General features: G+C 63.1%; 14 protein-coding genes. 7 read left to right on the top strand and 7 right to left on the bottom strand.

Annotated elements, in window-relative coordinates:
- Positions 1-77: 77 nt before the first annotated feature.
- Together TM1040_RS14290 and secG are read right to left on the bottom strand one after the other, a co-directional pair.
- Positions 78-1,721, bottom strand: coding sequence for a CTP synthase (locus tag TM1040_RS14290; protein ID WP_011539298.1), 1,644 nt, complete (start codon positions 1,719-1,721; stop codon positions 78-80).
- Between the two features lie 224 nt (positions 1,722-1,945).
- Positions 1,946-2,311, bottom strand: a complete 366-nt coding sequence (gene secG / locus TM1040_RS14285; protein WP_044026833.1) for a preprotein translocase subunit SecG — start codon at positions 2,309-2,311, stop codon at positions 1,946-1,948.
- A 181-nt stretch (positions 2,312-2,492) separates the two neighbouring features.
- Between secG and nthA the strand changes: the two genes are divergently transcribed.
- The 5 genes from nthA to TM1040_RS14260 all read left to right on the top strand — a co-directional run bounded on the left by nthA (position 2,493) and on the right by TM1040_RS14260 (position 6,007).
- Positions 2,493-3,119 (top strand): nitrile hydratase subunit alpha, encoded by a 627-nt coding sequence (gene nthA, locus TM1040_RS14280; RefSeq protein ID WP_011539297.1) that lies wholly within the window; start codon positions 2,493-2,495, stop codon positions 3,117-3,119.
- Positions 3,116-3,820, top strand: coding sequence for a nitrile hydratase subunit beta (gene nthB / locus TM1040_RS14275; protein ID WP_011539296.1), 705 nt, complete (start codon positions 3,116-3,118; stop codon positions 3,818-3,820). Before nthA ends, nthB begins: the two co-directional genes overlap by 4 nt.
- Positions 3,817-4,179 carry a nitrile hydratase accessory protein gene (locus TM1040_RS14270; RefSeq protein ID WP_011539295.1) on the top strand — a complete coding sequence of 121 codons (363 nt, stop codon included), beginning with the start codon at positions 3,817-3,819 and terminating at the stop codon, positions 4,177-4,179. Before nthB ends, TM1040_RS14270 begins: the two co-directional genes overlap by 4 nt.
- 269 nt (positions 4,180-4,448) lie before the next feature.
- Entirely contained in the window at positions 4,449-5,762 is a 1,314-nt protein-coding gene (locus TM1040_RS14265) for an adenylosuccinate synthase (protein WP_011539294.1), read from the top strand.
- The gene (locus tag TM1040_RS14260; protein ID WP_011539293.1) at positions 5,762-6,007 is read left to right on the top strand and encodes a DUF2842 domain-containing protein; all 246 of its coding nucleotides are present in this window, start codon (positions 5,762-5,764) and stop codon (positions 6,005-6,007) included. Before TM1040_RS14265 ends, TM1040_RS14260 begins: the two co-directional genes overlap by 1 nt.
- A gap of 352 nt (positions 6,008-6,359) precedes the next feature.
- Here the strand turns inward: TM1040_RS14260 and TM1040_RS14255 are convergent, their stop codons facing one another.
- Positions 6,360-8,558 (bottom strand): hypothetical protein, encoded by a 2,199-nt coding sequence (locus TM1040_RS14255; RefSeq protein ID WP_011539292.1) that lies wholly within the window; start codon positions 8,556-8,558, stop codon positions 6,360-6,362.
- Between the two features lie 137 nt (positions 8,559-8,695).
- Between TM1040_RS14255 and TM1040_RS14250 the strand changes: the two genes are divergently transcribed.
- A complete protein-coding gene (locus TM1040_RS14250; RefSeq protein ID WP_011539291.1) occupies positions 8,696-9,367 on the top strand; it encodes a thiamine diphosphokinase in 672 nt (223 codons plus the stop codon).
- Here TM1040_RS14250 and TM1040_RS14245 read toward each other — a convergent pair.
- Positions 9,333-10,307, bottom strand: a complete 975-nt coding sequence (locus tag TM1040_RS14245) for a DMT family transporter (protein ID WP_011539290.1) — start codon at positions 10,305-10,307, stop codon at positions 9,333-9,335. The two genes, TM1040_RS14250 and TM1040_RS14245, sit on opposite strands and share 35 nt — an antisense overlap.
- An 81-nt stretch (positions 10,308-10,388) precedes the next feature.
- Entirely contained in the window at positions 10,389-11,264 is an 876-nt protein-coding gene (locus TM1040_RS14240; RefSeq protein WP_011539289.1) for an alpha/beta hydrolase family protein, read from the bottom strand.
- 81 nt (positions 11,265-11,345) lie between these two features.
- Here TM1040_RS14240 and TM1040_RS14235 point away from each other — a divergent pair, with 81 nt between their 5' ends.
- Positions 11,346-11,918, top strand: coding sequence for a TetR/AcrR family transcriptional regulator (locus TM1040_RS14235; protein WP_011539288.1), 573 nt, complete (start codon positions 11,346-11,348; stop codon positions 11,916-11,918).
- A 53-nt stretch (positions 11,919-11,971) separates the two neighbouring features.
- Here the strand turns inward: TM1040_RS14235 and TM1040_RS14230 are convergent, their stop codons facing one another.
- Positions 11,972-13,345, bottom strand: a complete 1,374-nt coding sequence (locus TM1040_RS14230) for an L-serine ammonia-lyase (protein WP_011539287.1) — start codon at positions 13,343-13,345, stop codon at positions 11,972-11,974.
- Positions 13,346-14,053, bottom strand: a complete 708-nt coding sequence (locus TM1040_RS14225; protein WP_011539286.1) for a glutathione S-transferase family protein — start codon at positions 14,051-14,053, stop codon at positions 13,346-13,348.
- Between the last annotated feature and the right edge of the window lie 36 nt (positions 14,054-14,089).

Genomic DNA, 14,089 nt, shown 5'->3' with positions numbered 1-14,089 from the left:
AACCGGCTGATAAATTGCTAACGAAACAGGCGCGCCCCGAGGGACGCGCCTGATTTTTTGGGTGATATGCGCAGGGCTTAGACCAAGCGGGATGTGTCCTTGGCCGCGCGTACAAAATCCTTGAACAGCGGGTGCGGATCAAAGGGCTTGGACTTGAGTTCCGGGTGGAACTGCACGCCGATAAACCACGGATGATCGGTCCATTCCACGATCTCGGGCAGGCGGCCATCCGGGCTCATGCCAGTGAACTTCAGACCACAGGCTTCGAGTTGCTCGCGGTACTTGATGTCCACCTCATAGCGGTGGCGGTGACGCTCCTCAATCGCGTTGGAGCCATAGACCTCGGCCACTTTGGAACCTTCGGTAAGCGCCGCATCATAGGCGCCAAGACGCATGGTGCCGCCTTTGTCGTCATCGGCGCTGCGGCTCACCTTGTGGTTGCCCTGCACCCATTCCTTGAGGTGGTAAACAACGGGCTCAAAACGCTTTTTGCCCGCTTCATGGTCGAACTCTTCGGAGCCTGCTTCCTCGATGCCGGCCACGTTGCGGGCAGCTTCGATCACGGCCATCTGCATACCGAGGCAGATACCGAGGTAGGGCACCTTGTGCTCGCGGGCATATTGCGCCGCCTTGATCTTGCCTTCGGTGCCGCGCTCGCCAAAGCCGCCGGGCACGAGGATCGCGTGAAAACCCTGCAGATACGGCGTTGCGTCTTCCTTGTCGAAGAGCTCTGCATCGACCCATTCGATACGCACCTTTACCCGGTTCGCCATGCCACCATGGGTGAGCGCCTCGGCGATGGATTTATAGGCGTCTTCCAGCTGGGTGTATTTGCCGACGATGGCGACTTTGACTTCGCCCTCGGGGTTGTAGATGCGGTCGGCCACGTCTTCCCAGGTGTCCAGCGTCGGGCGCGGGGCAGGGGCGATGCCAAAGGCGTCCAGAACCGCCTGATCGAGTCCTTCGCGGTGATAGGCCAGCGGCGCTTCGTAGATGGATTTCAGATCCTGCGCCGCAATCACGCTGTCGGCGCGCACGTTGCAGAAGAGCGCCAGCTTTTCGCGTTCTTTCACCGGGATCGGACCCTCGGAGCGGCAGACCAGAATATCGGGGGCCAGACCGATGGAACGCAGCTCCTTCACGGAGTGCTGGGTCGGTTTGGTTTTCAACTCGCCAGAGGCCTTGATGTAGGGAAGCAGCGTCAGGTGCATGAAGATACACTGACCGCGCGGCTTGTCCTGGCTGAACTGGCGGATGGCCTCAAAGAAGGGCAGCCCCTCGATGTCACCCACGGTGCCGCCGATCTCGCAGAGCATGAAATCGACCTCATCCTCTCCGATGGAGATGAAGTCCTTGATCTCGTTGGTGACATGCGGAATCACCTGGATCGTTTTGCCGAGGTAGTCGCCGCGGCGCTCTTTCTCGAGCACGTTGGTGTAGATCCGCCCGGAGGAGATCGAGTCGGTCTTACGCGCTGGCACGCCGGTGAAGCGCTCGTAGTGGCCCAGATCGAGGTCGGTTTCTGCCCCGTCGTCGGTCACAAAGACCTCGCCGTGTTCAAACGGGCTCATGGTGCCCGGATCGACGTTCAGATAGGGGTCGAGTTTGCGCAGGCGCACGGAGTAGCCCCGTGCCTGCAGCAGCGCACCCAGCGCAGCAGAGGCCAGTCCCTTGCCCAGAGAAGAGACGACACCGCCAGTAATAAAGATGAAACGCGCCATGTTTTCGGCTGCCCCCGTGAGATCGTGTCAGGTCCAAATCGGTTCAGTCGTGATCCGGGGAAGACCCCGCATCTCTTGCTGCCCGGCGGTAAGATCAGCGTGAAATTTCACACCTCAAAAACCGCAGCATCACGGGACTTAACAGTTATCAGATTCGCAAAGCATGCGCAAGGGAACCGCAAGATGCTGTTACGGTTCCCTCAAGTCTATCAAGGTTTTGTATGTCAGTCGGCGCTGGGTACCAGCGGCGCGTTCTCGCCCGAGCTCGGCGGCAGCAGATCGCTGCCCAGCGGCGACGTCGGTACATCCGCCGTGCCATCCTGCGAAGCGGGCGCGAGGCTGTCGGTGATCGAAGAGCCCCCGGATTTCTGTGCTGCCAGCACGGTCAGCGTGATCGACGTCGCGATGAAGGCAATTGCCAGAAGCCATGTGACTTTGCTCAGCGCGGTTGCGGCTGCACGACCGGTCATGGCGCCACCGCCACCACCGCCACCCATGCCAAGGCCACCGCCCTCGGAGCGTTGCAGAAGAACAACGGCAATGAGGCCGAGCGCAAGAAGAAGATGGATGATGAGAACGACGTTTTCCATAGGACCCTGCGGCTGTTGGCTGAGTATCGGGCGGTTCATAGGCAAGATTGCCGGTCGGGGCAAGGGCGGAGTTTTTCTGTCTTGCCCTGAGGAGCGGAAAACCTCGCGCCAACAGGATTTGATTGTATGCATCACGATTTGCAACTGGACAGGGGCACGCCCCTGCGGCCAGCATCTGCGCATGCCTCATGATCATCACGACCACCCGCACAGTCTTCTTCCTTCTGAACCTGCCCTGCGCGTCAAAGCGCTGGAGACGATTCTGACCCGCAAAGGGCTCATTGACCCGGCCGCGCTGGACGCGATCATCGACACCTACGAAAACAAGGTTGGACCCCAAAATGGCGCGCGTGTTGTGGCGCGGGCCTGGTCGGACCCTGCGTTTCGCGCCGCATTGCTCGAGGATGCGGACAAGATCCTCGATGAGATGGCGCTGAACGGGCGGCAGGGGGAACATGTTGTGGTGGTGGAGAACACACCCGAGCGGCACAACATGGTCGTATGCACCCTGTGCAGCTGCTATCCATGGCCACTCTTGGGCATTCCGCCGGGCTGGTACAAATCCGATGCCTATCGCGCCCGCGCCGTGCGCGAGCCCCGCAAGGTGCTGGCGGAATTTGGCGTCACCCTGCCGGCGGACACATCGGTCAGAGTGTGGGATTCCACAGCCGAGGTGCGCTATCTGGTGCTGCCCATGCGTCCCGAAGGCACCGACGGCTGGAGCGAAGAGGCGTTGATGACCCTGGTCAACCGCGATTCGATGATCGGAACCGCCCTTGCCACCCCAGCGAGCGAGGCCCCTGCATGAGCCGAATTCACGATATGGGGGGGCGCTATGGCGATGGTCCGATCACGCCCGAGCCCCTGGACGCGCCGGTCTTTCCCGAGGACTGGCACGGCCGCGCGCTTGCGGTGACCTTGGCCTGTGGGGCGCTTGGGCAGTGGAATATCGACATCTCGCGCCATGCGCGCGAATGCCTCAGCCCCTCGGACTATATGAATTTCAGCTACTACGAGAAATGGCTGGCCGCCTTGGCGGATCTCTTGGTGGCGCAGGGTGTATTGCGCCGCGAAGACCTCAGCGATGTAGATGAGGCCGCAAATGACTCTGACGCGGCGGAGCCTGCCCATCCGCTGGCGGAGCGCTGTTTGTCCGCCGATCGCGTGGCCGCGGTTCTTGCGGCGGGTGGGCCTGCGGATCGCAAAAGTCCGGTCGCCGCGCAGTATCAGCCCGGGGATTTTGTGCGCACGCGGCTGAGTGGCAACCGATTGGTCGCGGGCGGTCATACCCGTTTGCCCACCTACGCAAGCCACGCTCAGGGGCAGATCCTGCGCCTGCATGGCACGCATGTTTTCCCTGATTCCAATGCCCACGGTCAGGGGGAGGCGCCCGAGCCCCTCTATGCGGTGGCCTTTGCCGCGCGCGACCTCTGGCCGCAGGCAGAGCACCCCAATGATGAGGTGGTGTTGGATCTCTGGCAAAGCTATCTGGAGCCGGTTTCATCATGACGGTGCCCGAGACCAAGCTGAATACAGCTGATCAGATGCAGCGCCCCGAGCCCGCGTTCGAGGCCCCCTGGCACGCACAGGCCTTTGCGCTGGCGGTCCATCTCAATGAAAGCGGGCGCTTTACCTGGCCCGAGTGGGTGGAGCGTTTTTCTGCCGCACTCAAAGAGGCCGGTCTGAGTCGCGAACTCAATGGCGGCGACGATTACTTTACCGTTTGGCTTGCCACGCTTGAGCGTCTGATGTCCGATCAGGGTCACACCGACCCTGCGGAGGTTGCCCGCGTGCGCGAGGACTGGGCAGAGGCCTATCTGTCCACGCCACATGGTGCTCCGGTGCATCTGCCCGAAGGTCGCGGCTGACGCACAGATGGGACGTGGCCCCGACGGCGCTGACCGTAACGGGGGCGGCCCTCCCGTGATGCGTTCTCGTCTAGCGCTGACAGCGAAGGGCGCGGCCTGTGATTGGCCCTTTGGGGGCGGGTGGGATCCTGCCCTCTAGGTGGGTTTTGACCTGTCCCTGCGCCGCTCAGGCAGATTGTAACCGTCTTGCGACGAGATTCCGGTTTCCTCGCCCGCGCCGCCTCGCTATACGGGGCGTCGGTTTCAACCCAGCATGCAAAGGACCTGAGATGGCCAATGTCGTGGTAGTCGGCGCCCAGTGGGGCGATGAAGGTAAAGGCAAGATCGTGGATTGGCTCAGCGAGCGCGCCGATGTCATCGCGCGCTTCCAAGGCGGCCACAACGCCGGCCATACGCTTGTCATCGACAAGAAGGTCTACAAGCTGCACGCGCTACCCTCCGGCGTTGTGCGCGGGGGCAAGCTCTCCGTGATTGGCAACGGTGTGGTGCTGGACCCCTGGCACCTGATGAAAGAGATCGAGACCGTGCGCGCACAGGGTGTGGAGATCACGCCCGAGACGCTGATGATCGCGGAAAACACGCCGCTGATCATGCCGTTCCACGGTGAACTGGACCGTGCCCGTGAAGAGGCCGCCTCCAAGGGCACCAAGATCGGCACCACCGGTCGCGGCATTGGCCCGGCCTATGAGGACAAAGTGGGTCGTCGCGCCATCCGTGTTGCGGATCTCGCTGATGACGCCACGCTTGAGGCGCGCGTCGACCGCGCGCTGCAGCATCACGATCCGCTGCGCAAAGGTCTCGGCGTGGAGCCGATCGACCGCGACGCGCTGGTGGCACAGCTGAAAGAGATCGCCTCCGAGATCCTGCCCTTCGCAGCACCCGTCTGGAAGGTGATGAACGAGAAGCGCAAAGCAGGCAAACGCATCCTCTTTGAGGGCGCACAGGGCGCGCTTCTGGACATTGATTTTGGCACCTATCCCTTTGTGACCTCGTCCAATGTGATCGCAGGCCAAGCCGCCACCGGTGTTGGCATTGGCCCCAACTCGATCGACTATGTGCTCGGCATCGTCAAAGCCTATACCACCCGCGTGGGTGAGGGCCCGTTCCCGACGGAACTGCTGGGCGCGGATGGCAAACCCGATGCCGATGGCGAGCGTCTGGGCACGCGCGGCCATGAGTTTGGCACCACAACCGGCCGTCAGCGCCGCTGCGGCTGGTTTGACGCCTGCCTCGTACGCCAGACCTGCGCGACCTCCGGCATCAACGGTATTTCGCTGACCAAGCTCGACGTTCTCGACGGGTTTGAAACCCTGAAAATCTGCGTCGGCTACGAGCTCGACGGTGAACGTCTCGATTACCTGCCCACGGCCGCAGACCAGCAGGCGCGGTGCAAGCCCATCTATGAAGAGATGGAAGGCTGGAGCGAATCCACCGAGGGCGCGCGCAGCTGGGCAGAGCTGCCTGCCAATGCGATCAAATATGTGCGCCGCGTCGAGGAGCTGATCCAATGCCCGGTTGCCCTTCTGTCCACCAGCCCGGAGCGGGACGACACCATTCTGGTGACGGACCCGTTTGCTGACTGATGGCCAAGGAAGGTCTGAGCTACCGCGCCCGCCGCATCTGGGCCCTGGTCATCCTCCTGGTCGGGATGCCGCTCTATATCGTGCTGGCTGTGACCATCCTCAACCTGCTTGATCGCCCGCCGATCTGGCTCGAGTTGCTCGTCTATGTGGGCCTAGGGGTGGCTTGGGTGTTGCCCTTCAAGTTTGTTTTCAAAGGCGTTGGGCAGAAAGATCCCAACGCCCTGTACGACGAACATCCTGACTAACCCCGGCTGCACTGACCTGAGCTGAAAGGACAAGGCGTTCCTTTGGGCAGTGTTTGCGCGCAAGCGCTTCCGCCCAATGGCCTGCCCCTTGAACAGGGACCTATCCATCGCTTGGGCCCGGCGCCGCGCTACCCGCAGGGAGCGCGGCGCCGGTCGCTTTGGCCCTAGCCCAAAGCGAAAAACCTCATGTGTTATCACTGGAAAAGCACGGCTCTCTGGATTGGCTTGCCCACTCCCTATCCGAGGGGAGTGGGCGTCGCGCTTTCATCTCTAAGCTTCAGGGGCACATGCAAAAACACCGCCCCTGGGGACGGCGTCTTAGGAATCTCACGCAGTCTTGGGCTTGCAGGTGTCAGCCCGCGGCGCGATTGCCCGGGCGAAAGCCGATCTGCGAGGAGACCGAAAAGCGTCCGTTGGAGGCTTTCTTCAGTTTCCCTTCGCGCAGCAATTGACCAAAAAAGCGCAGGCTGTCTTCACGGTTGAAATCGCTCTGCCCGTCAAGCGTGCGCACCTTGTTGATCAACTGAGGGCGCGAGAAGCTCTCGCGGCCTTCGACAAAGCTCATGTAGGAGGCGGCGGCTTCAAGAAGTTCATGCAGCTCCACTGCGCCTTTCTCGCTGGCATAGCTCGCAAAGGCACCGTCTTGCTGACGGGTCGCGGGCGCTGCGTCTTCTTCTTCGGAGGCGGCCAGCACGCTGGAGACCCGGCGTGGGCGCACCGGTGCACTTGCGGCGGCGGGCGCCATGGTCGGCGTATTCTCTTGCGGTGCGGGATCAATACGTTGCTCGGCCACCAGCTTGAGCGGCGCTGGACGGCTGGTCGCGGTACCACGGCCAGAGCCGGGTTCTGCCGAGGCCGCACGGGATGGGCGCACCACGCTTGCAAGATCATCGCGGAAGGCCCGTGTGCGGGCTTCACGGCGCTGCTCGTCGGAGTCGCCCGGGTCCGCCTGGGCCGCGGCGACCGCTGCGCGCAGCTGGTTATAGGTCTCCCGGGAGGAGGCCGCATCTTCATCGCTCAGGCGATCATCCGCAGCCGCCATCAGGCGCGACACATCGCCATCGGGCGAGCCGCCTCGAGAGGTGAGGATCTCACGCGCCGGGCGCTCGGTGGCGCGCGGTGCTGCCGGTGCGGCTGGCGCGACAGCGGGGCCCCCATCGTCAAAGGCATCTTCACCGTCGGTCTCGTCCTGCTCGGGAACCTCATCCGTATCTGTGGTAGAGGCCATGAGTTCCGCCTCGACAGCCGCCAGTTCCGCCATCAGTTCTGCCTCGTCATCCTCGGAGAGGCTGGTGGAGACCGGAGGCGTTGCCTCAGGGCGCTGTCGCGGGGTCACGTCCTCAGCGGTGGCATCAATCAAGCTCTCATCGGCCTGTGCCCGCTTGACGCGGATGACCCGGCCACGCACCGGACGGCGCGGGCGGACAGGCTCGCTGGGCGCGGCCTCAGACGCCGCTTGTTCGTTCGAGGGCTGCTCGCCAGACGGTACCGAGACAGCCGTGTCATCCCCCAACCGGAGGGGGGGAGCGGGTTTCGGCGTTGCTTTAGCGGTGCTGGCGGTCTCGGGAGTGTCGGAGGGCGCCTCGGCGGGGCCTTCGGTCTCGGAGGTTGCGCGTTTGGGCATCACGCGAATGGTGCGCGGACGCTGAGGGCGCTCGGCGGCGGCAGGTTGCGCCTCTGCTTGCGCTTCGGTGTCTTCCTGTGACGGAGCGGGCTCTTCTGCCGTGTCGCCATGCGCGGTGTCCGCGCGATCATCCGTTTCAGCCTTGCGGCGCGTCCCGGTCAGATCCAGACGGTCGAGAATATCGCTGACGGTTTCCTCATCGGAGGCCACATCGGCGTCCTCAGCGTCCTCTTCCCCGTCGTAGTGGTCCTCGTAGAGCTCGGCGGTGGTCTCTGCTGCGAGATCGCTCGCGTCGGTTTCAACCGCATCGGCATGTTCGTCCTCGATGAACTCTTCATCCTGATGCGGTGCCTTGGCCACCACGGCGCGGATGCGTTGCAGTTTGGCGGCAATGCTGTCGGCGGCAGGAACCGTGTCCTCGGCCTCGGGCTCGGCGACATCTTCTGAGACATCAACAGGAACTGTTGCTACGGGCGCGTCGGGGGCCTCATTTAGAACCGCAGGTTGCATCTGAGGCGCGGCCTCGGGTGTGGTCCGAGGCGAATCAGACGTCAGATCATCAGTGCGGGCGACGGCTGGGGCGGTGCTTTGATCTTCTTCGGGCGCAGCGGGTGCCGGGGGCGCGACGGAGGCTGGAGCGGGCGCAGGCGCGGCAGTGGGTGCAGTTGCAGGTGCGGCGGCGCGCAGGTGGATGCCACCTTCGCCACTTCGGGCCTCAACCTGGCGGGCGATTTCGCGCTGGGCGATCCGGGCCATCATCTCGGCGTCGGGCTGAGGCGGTTCGGCCCCGAAATAGCGGTCATCCGCAGCCAGATCACGAAAGTACTCGGCAATCGCTTTCATCGTGTCAAAGGAGTCTTCAAACCCCTCAAGGGTGCATGAAAACGTTCCATAAGAAACGGTTAAAACTTTGTTATTCTGTACCATTCGTCGGCTCGTCCTCAGCAAAGTCGCAAGGTCCACACTATTCATCTTCGGGTCAAATTCGGCCCGACTCCTAGCAATTGTTCGTATAATTTTGTGTTTAGATTGTGGCTTGTTTCCATTTCTGCGAAGTATCCTCCATGACCGAGGCAATTGTTCGTGAAACCGCCCCGATAACGCTGATTGGCGGAGGCGATGTCACCAGATCTGATCTGGCCGAAGCGCTGGCGCATGCGCCGGTTCTTGTGGCCATCGACGGGGGCGCGGATCAGGCGCTGGCGCTTGGGGCGCAGCCACAGGCGGTGATCGGCGACTTCGACTCGGTGTCAGACCACGCCCGCACGGCGCTCTCACAGAGTATACTGCATCTTGTCGCTGAACAGGAAACCACTGATTTTGACAAGGCGCTGCGCTCTGTCGAAGCGCCTCTCGTGCTGGCTGTCGGAGTGCTTGGGGCGCGGCTTGATCACCAGCTGGCGGCGCTGCATGTACTGATGCAGCCCCATGCCAAGACCTGCATCCTGATCGGCGCGCATGAGGTGGTCGTGCATCTTACCGCATCGCTCGAACTGGAGTTGCAGGCGGGCGATGTGGTGTCGCTGTTTCCGCTGTTGCCGGTGTCCGGGCGCTCAGACGGGTTGGAGTGGCCGATTGATGGGCTTGAGCTCTCGCCGCTCTCGCGCATCGGAACCTCCAACCGCGCCACCGGGTCGATCCGTATCGAGGTCGACGGACCAGGGCTGTTGGCAATCCTGCCGCGCCACTGTCTCGGCGCGCTTATTCAGGTGATGCAGGCAGGCCCGTCTTGCTGATCGGTGTCGGATCGACTTTGCGCGCAGCTCGGCTCACCTGGCGTTCGCGCATCACGGCATAAAGCCCCGCCGCCATCGTGAGCGCGATGCCGCAGGCGGCGATCGTGTTGGGCAGTTCCGCAAAGAACAGCCAGCCGACAAAGACCGCCACGGGGATCTCCAGATATTGCATCGAGGCGAGGGTGCTTGTGGGCGCATAGCGCAGCGACCACGTCATCAGGAGATGCGCGATGGTGCCAAAAAGCCCTGCCAGGAGCAGCAGGTTAATCTCGGGACGCGCGGGCAGGTTGGTCGCCAGCTCGGCGACCTCGAATTGCGCCCCAAGCACAAAGAGTATGGCCATCAGCACGGAGGCAATGCCGCCAGAGACCGCCTGAATGGCAATCGGGTCGGTGTCGCGCGCGATGGTGCGGGTGACCATCATGAACACCGCAAAGATGACCGCCACCGCCAAGGGCCAGAGCGCGTTGAGCCCGACGGCCGCAAAGCTGGGCTGGATCACCAGAAGCGTACCCGCAAAGCCCACGACGCAGGCCAGAAGACGGCGCAGGCCGACCTCTTCCTTGAGGACGTATTTGCCCAAAAGCAGCATGATGAAAGGCATCACAAAGGCAATCGCCACCGCATCCGCCAGCGGCAGGAAGCGCAGCGCCATAAACATTGCAGTGATACCACCCATTTGCAGCAGGGTGCGCAGCAACACGATGGGCAGAATGCGGCGCGGCAAGCGCAGCGAGATCCCTAGCATCAGCGCCACCGGCGCCAAGATTACACCCTGAGCGGCGAAGCGGACAAACACGATCTGCCCCACCGGGATTCGTGTCGACAACAGCTTTGCCACCGCATCTCCGAGCGGAATGAGGGCGCAAAACCCAAGCATCAGGGCAATCCCCAAAAGCGGGCGGTCGGTGGTGTCGGGTGTGGCTGAGGTCTGCGTCATGCGGCGACGCTAGGGGCGTCCTTGGAGCTTGGCAAGTGGTGAATATGTTCAGGACTTCATCTGCCGGTCCCCCCCGGGAGATCAGGCTGCGCCGGTGCGCGCCTCGGCAGCGTCAGGAAACATCAGATCCTGCCACGCGGCTTCGCATCCTGCGCCGAGGCAGCCCACATGGCCAAGTGTCCCGAGGCCATAGTTTGCGGGATCAAACAGGCGCAGTTGAGTGCGGTCGGGCGCAAAGTGCGCAGCATAGCGCCTGACGGCTGCGGGCGGGACCATGTCGTCATCACGCGCCACGCAGAGTTCCAACGGCGGTTCCGTCGCGTTGAAGTTGGGCTGGGGCAGGCTCTTGCCGATGTCACGGGCAAAGAAATCCCGCCGTGTACACCAGCGTCGCCATTGCCAGTAGACGCCCGACGGCAGATCTTCGCCAAATCCGAGCCGCCGCCCCGGCAGGTAGCCCAGCGCCCCGGTTGCAACTGGGCCGATCAGGAACCAGAACGCCAGCGCCTTTGGCAGGTAGTGCCAGGGATGATCCCGGTAATGGGTCATCCCTGCGCCCATTGTGATCACCCGCGAGACACGCTCGGGGTAGCGGTGAAAGGCGATGCCGAGCCCGCCAAGCGAATGCCCGAGCACCCAGAGCGGCCCGGTCGGGGCCAGTTCGGCCAATTTGTGTTGCGCTGCATCCTGATCTGCCACCGCCCAATCGGCCATACGGGCCGGGCTGCTGCGGGTGGCCCCCGTCAGGGACTCGCCAAAGTCACGATAATCATAGGTGAGAGTGGCAATGCCCTGTTGCGCGGCCCAATGGGCAAAATGGCGATAAAAGCGCTGCGGCACGCCGGTCGCGCCATGCACAACCATCGCGGCCCTTTGCGGCCCGTGGGCGGGGTGCCATTTGCCCACGAGGGGCGCCTGGCTGGAACCAAAGGAGACGACATTGGGCGCTTGGGACATGGCAGGCCTCTGAAGATGACTAGACCGGTCGGTCTAATCATAGGTGTAGACCAATCGGTCTACTGTGGCTATTGCTTTTTCATGAAGACGCCAGACACCCGCCTGACCTTGATCAAGACCGCCTCGAAACTCTTTCGGCGCAAGGGCTATTCCGGGGTGGGCCTCTCCGAGATCTTGACCGCCGCGGGCCTGCCTAAAGGCTCTTTGTATCACCATTTTCCGGGCGGCAAGCCGGAGCTCGCGGCGGCGGCAACACGTTGGGCGGGGGCGTGGATCGAGTCGCTGGTGCAGCGCTCCTTTGAGGGGGCGGAGACCTTTGAAGAGGGCGCACAGGCAGCTTGCCGAGATCTGGCGGCGACGCTGGTGCAGGTCGATCACATCGAGGCCTGCCCGGTGCTGAGCGTGTTGCAAGCGGCGTCTGACACGCCAGTCTTGCAAGAGGCGGTGCAGGAGGTCTATGCGCGCTGGACCGCAGAGCTGGCGCGCGAAGCGCGCAGGCTCGGACGGGCGCAGCCCGACGCGGTTGCGCAATCGCTGCATATCCGCCTGCAAGGCGCCTGGGTCATGGCCTATGCCCAACAGTCACAGGCGCCGTTTCTGCATTTGGCAGATGAAATCGCGGCAGAGGCAGCGCGCAACCCCGCAGAGCCATGATCCGGCGGTAAGCCCGCGCCACCCGCTCAGCGAATGGCGCGGGAGAGCCTGCCTCAGCAGTTGGGGACGTTGACGGCGAGGCCCCCAAGCGAGGTTTCCTTGTATTTCTCGTGCATGTCGGCCCCGGTCTGGCGCATGGTTTCGATGACGGCATCCAGCGGCACAAAATGCTGCCCGTCGCCGCGCAGCGCCAGGGACGCTGCCGAAACCGCCTTGATCGCGCCGAGACCGTTGCGCTCGATGCAGGGCACCTGAACCAACCCTTTGACCGGGTCGCAGGTCATGCCGAGGTGGTGTTCGAGCGCAATCTCGGCCGCGTTCTCCACCTGTTCCGGCGTGCCACCCATCACCGCACAGAGCCCCGCCGCCGCCATGGCAGAGGCAGAGCCGACTTCGGCCTGACAACCCGCTTCGGCGCCAGAGATCGAGGCGTTGTATTTGACCAGCCCGCCAATGGCGGCTGCGGTCAGCAGGAAATCCTCGATGTGTTTTTCCGACGCGCCCGGCACGTGATCAAGGTAATAGCGCAGCACCGCTGGCAGGACGCCCGCCGCGCCATTGGTGGGGGCCGTCACGACCTGTCCGCCTGCGGCGTTTTCCTCGTTCACGGCCATAGCATAGACGCTCATCCAGTCGTTGATGGTGTGCGGCGCGGTCAGGTTCATGCCGCGCTCGGCCATCAGCGCATCATAGATACCCTTGGCGCGGCGGCGCACGCTCAGACCGCCGGGCAGGATGCCGTCACGCTCCAGCCCGCGGTTGATACAGTCGTTCATTACCTGCCACAGGCGCTGTGTACCCTTGGCAAAACTCTGCTCGCAGCCGCGCGAGACTTCATTGGCGCGTTTCATCTGGGCGATCGAGAGCCCGGAGGTCTTTGCCATCTCGAGCATCTCGGCGGCGGATTTGAACGGGTAGGGGACGGGGTCGCCTTCATCCGTGGCCTTGCCCTGTGCCAGCTCTTCCTCGGTCAGCACAAAGCCACCGCCAACGGAATAGAACACCTGCCGCAAGGTCACGTCGCCCTGCGCATCCAGCGCCATCAGAACCATGCCGTTGGCGTGGCCCGGAAGCGCGTGATCATAGTCAAATATCATATCCGCCTTGGGGTCAAAGCGCAGCGTGCCGAGATCCTCGAGCACGATGGTCTTGGTCTCGGTGATCGCCGCAAGCGCGGCCTCGGCTTTGTCGTCGTCATAGGTGTCGGGCAAAAAGCCAGCAAGCCCGAGAATGGTGGCGCGGTCGGTGGCATGGCCGACGCCGGTAAAGGCCAGCGAGCCGTGCAGCGATGCGCGCAGCCCGTGAAAGTCAAAGGGCGAGGCCCGCATCATGTCGAGAAAGCGTGCCGCGGCCACCATCGGGCCCATGGTGTGCGAGGAGGACGGGCCGATGCCCACTTTGAACATGTCAAAAACGGAGAGGAACATTTAGGTGGCTGATCCTTCTGGAGGGGTGGCAAATTTCGGGGTGGTAAAGGGCGTGGGGCCAAGCCCCTCGGCGGTCTGTGCCGCCTTGGTGCTGGCGCGGCCCTCGGCCCGGTGGCACAGAGCGTGCAGCGCCGGGTAGGACGTCAGGTCGAACCAAGGCTTCGGGCCGCGATTGGCGTAGAGCTTGGTCCAGCGCAGGAGGCACGGCAGATAAAGATCAAGAAGCGTCGGGTCTGCCTCATCTGTGAGGCCGGGCGTTCTGACAAGGGCTGTGTCGATCATACCCAGATGCTGATGCAGGCGGGACTGCAGCACGCGGCGCAGCTGGTCCTGATGGGTCTCTTCGGGGCCAATGATTTTTTCAGGGTAGAAATACTGGCGCAGATCGGCGTGCAGCGTGTTGGAGCACCAAAAGAGCCAGGTCAGGAACGCGCCGCGCTGGGCGGAGCCGGGCTGCGGGGCCAGCGCGGCGTTCTGGTCCGCCAGCCACAGCAGGATCGCCGCTGTTTCAAACAGGGGACCATCCGGGGTCTCGAGCACCGGGATTGTGCCATTGGGATTGAGTTGCAGATAGGCCGCGCTTTTCTGGGCGGCTTTGCGGCGATCGACCAGCTGGCATTCATAGGGCAGGCCAAGCTCTTCGAGTGCCAGTCGCACGATGAGCGAGGCATTGTCAGGCGCGTAGTGTAGGCGAAGCACTTTGGTCATGATGTGATCTTAGGTCTGAGGCGCGGATGGTGAGTG

It is taken from the genome of Ruegeria sp. TM1040 (assembly GCF_000014065.1).
Classification (GTDB): domain Bacteria; phylum Pseudomonadota; class Alphaproteobacteria; order Rhodobacterales; family Rhodobacteraceae; genus Epibacterium.
Note: the sequence above shows the minus strand (reverse complement) of the source record. Positions and strands in the feature narration are given on the sequence as shown.

Bases quoted from the DNA above. Each gene is read 5' to 3' on its own strand.
- TM1040_RS14270 (WP_011539295.1), top strand. From the start codon at position 3,817: ATGACGGTGCCCGAGACCAAGCTGAATACAGCTGATCAGATGCAGCGC.
- TM1040_RS14240 (WP_011539289.1), bottom strand. From the start codon at position 11,264: ATGTCCCAAGCGCCCAATGTCGTCTCCTTTGGTTCCAGCCAGGCGCCC.
- TM1040_RS14245 (WP_011539290.1), bottom strand. From the start codon at position 10,307: ATGACGCAGACCTCAGCCACACCCGACACCACCGACCGCCCGCTTTTG.
- TM1040_RS14260 (WP_011539293.1), top strand. From the start codon at position 5,762: ATGGCCAAGGAAGGTCTGAGCTACCGCGCCCGCCGCATCTGGGCCCTG.
- TM1040_RS14235 (WP_011539288.1), top strand. From the start codon at position 11,346: ATGAAGACGCCAGACACCCGCCTGACCTTGATCAAGACCGCCTCGAAA.
- nthA (WP_011539297.1), top strand. From the start codon at position 2,493: ATGCCTCATGATCATCACGACCACCCGCACAGTCTTCTTCCTTCTGAA.
- TM1040_RS14290 (WP_011539298.1), bottom strand. From the start codon at position 1,721: ATGGCGCGTTTCATCTTTATTACTGGCGGTGTCGTCTCTTCTCTGGGC.
- TM1040_RS14265 (WP_011539294.1), top strand. From the start codon at position 4,449: ATGGCCAATGTCGTGGTAGTCGGCGCCCAGTGGGGCGATGAAGGTAAA.
- TM1040_RS14255 (WP_011539292.1), bottom strand. From the start codon at position 8,558: ATGGTACAGAATAACAAAGTTTTAACCGTTTCTTATGGAACGTTTTCA.
- secG (WP_044026833.1), bottom strand. From the start codon at position 2,311: ATGGAAAACGTCGTTCTCATCATCCATCTTCTTCTTGCGCTCGGCCTC.
- TM1040_RS14250 (WP_011539291.1), top strand. From the start codon at position 8,696: ATGACCGAGGCAATTGTTCGTGAAACCGCCCCGATAACGCTGATTGGC.
- TM1040_RS14230 (WP_011539287.1), bottom strand. From the start codon at position 13,345: ATGTTCCTCTCCGTTTTTGACATGTTCAAAGTGGGCATCGGCCCGTCC.
- TM1040_RS14225 (WP_011539286.1), bottom strand. From the start codon at position 14,053: ATGACCAAAGTGCTTCGCCTACACTACGCGCCTGACAATGCCTCGCTC.
- nthB (WP_011539296.1), top strand. From the start codon at position 3,116: ATGAGCCGAATTCACGATATGGGGGGGCGCTATGGCGATGGTCCGATC.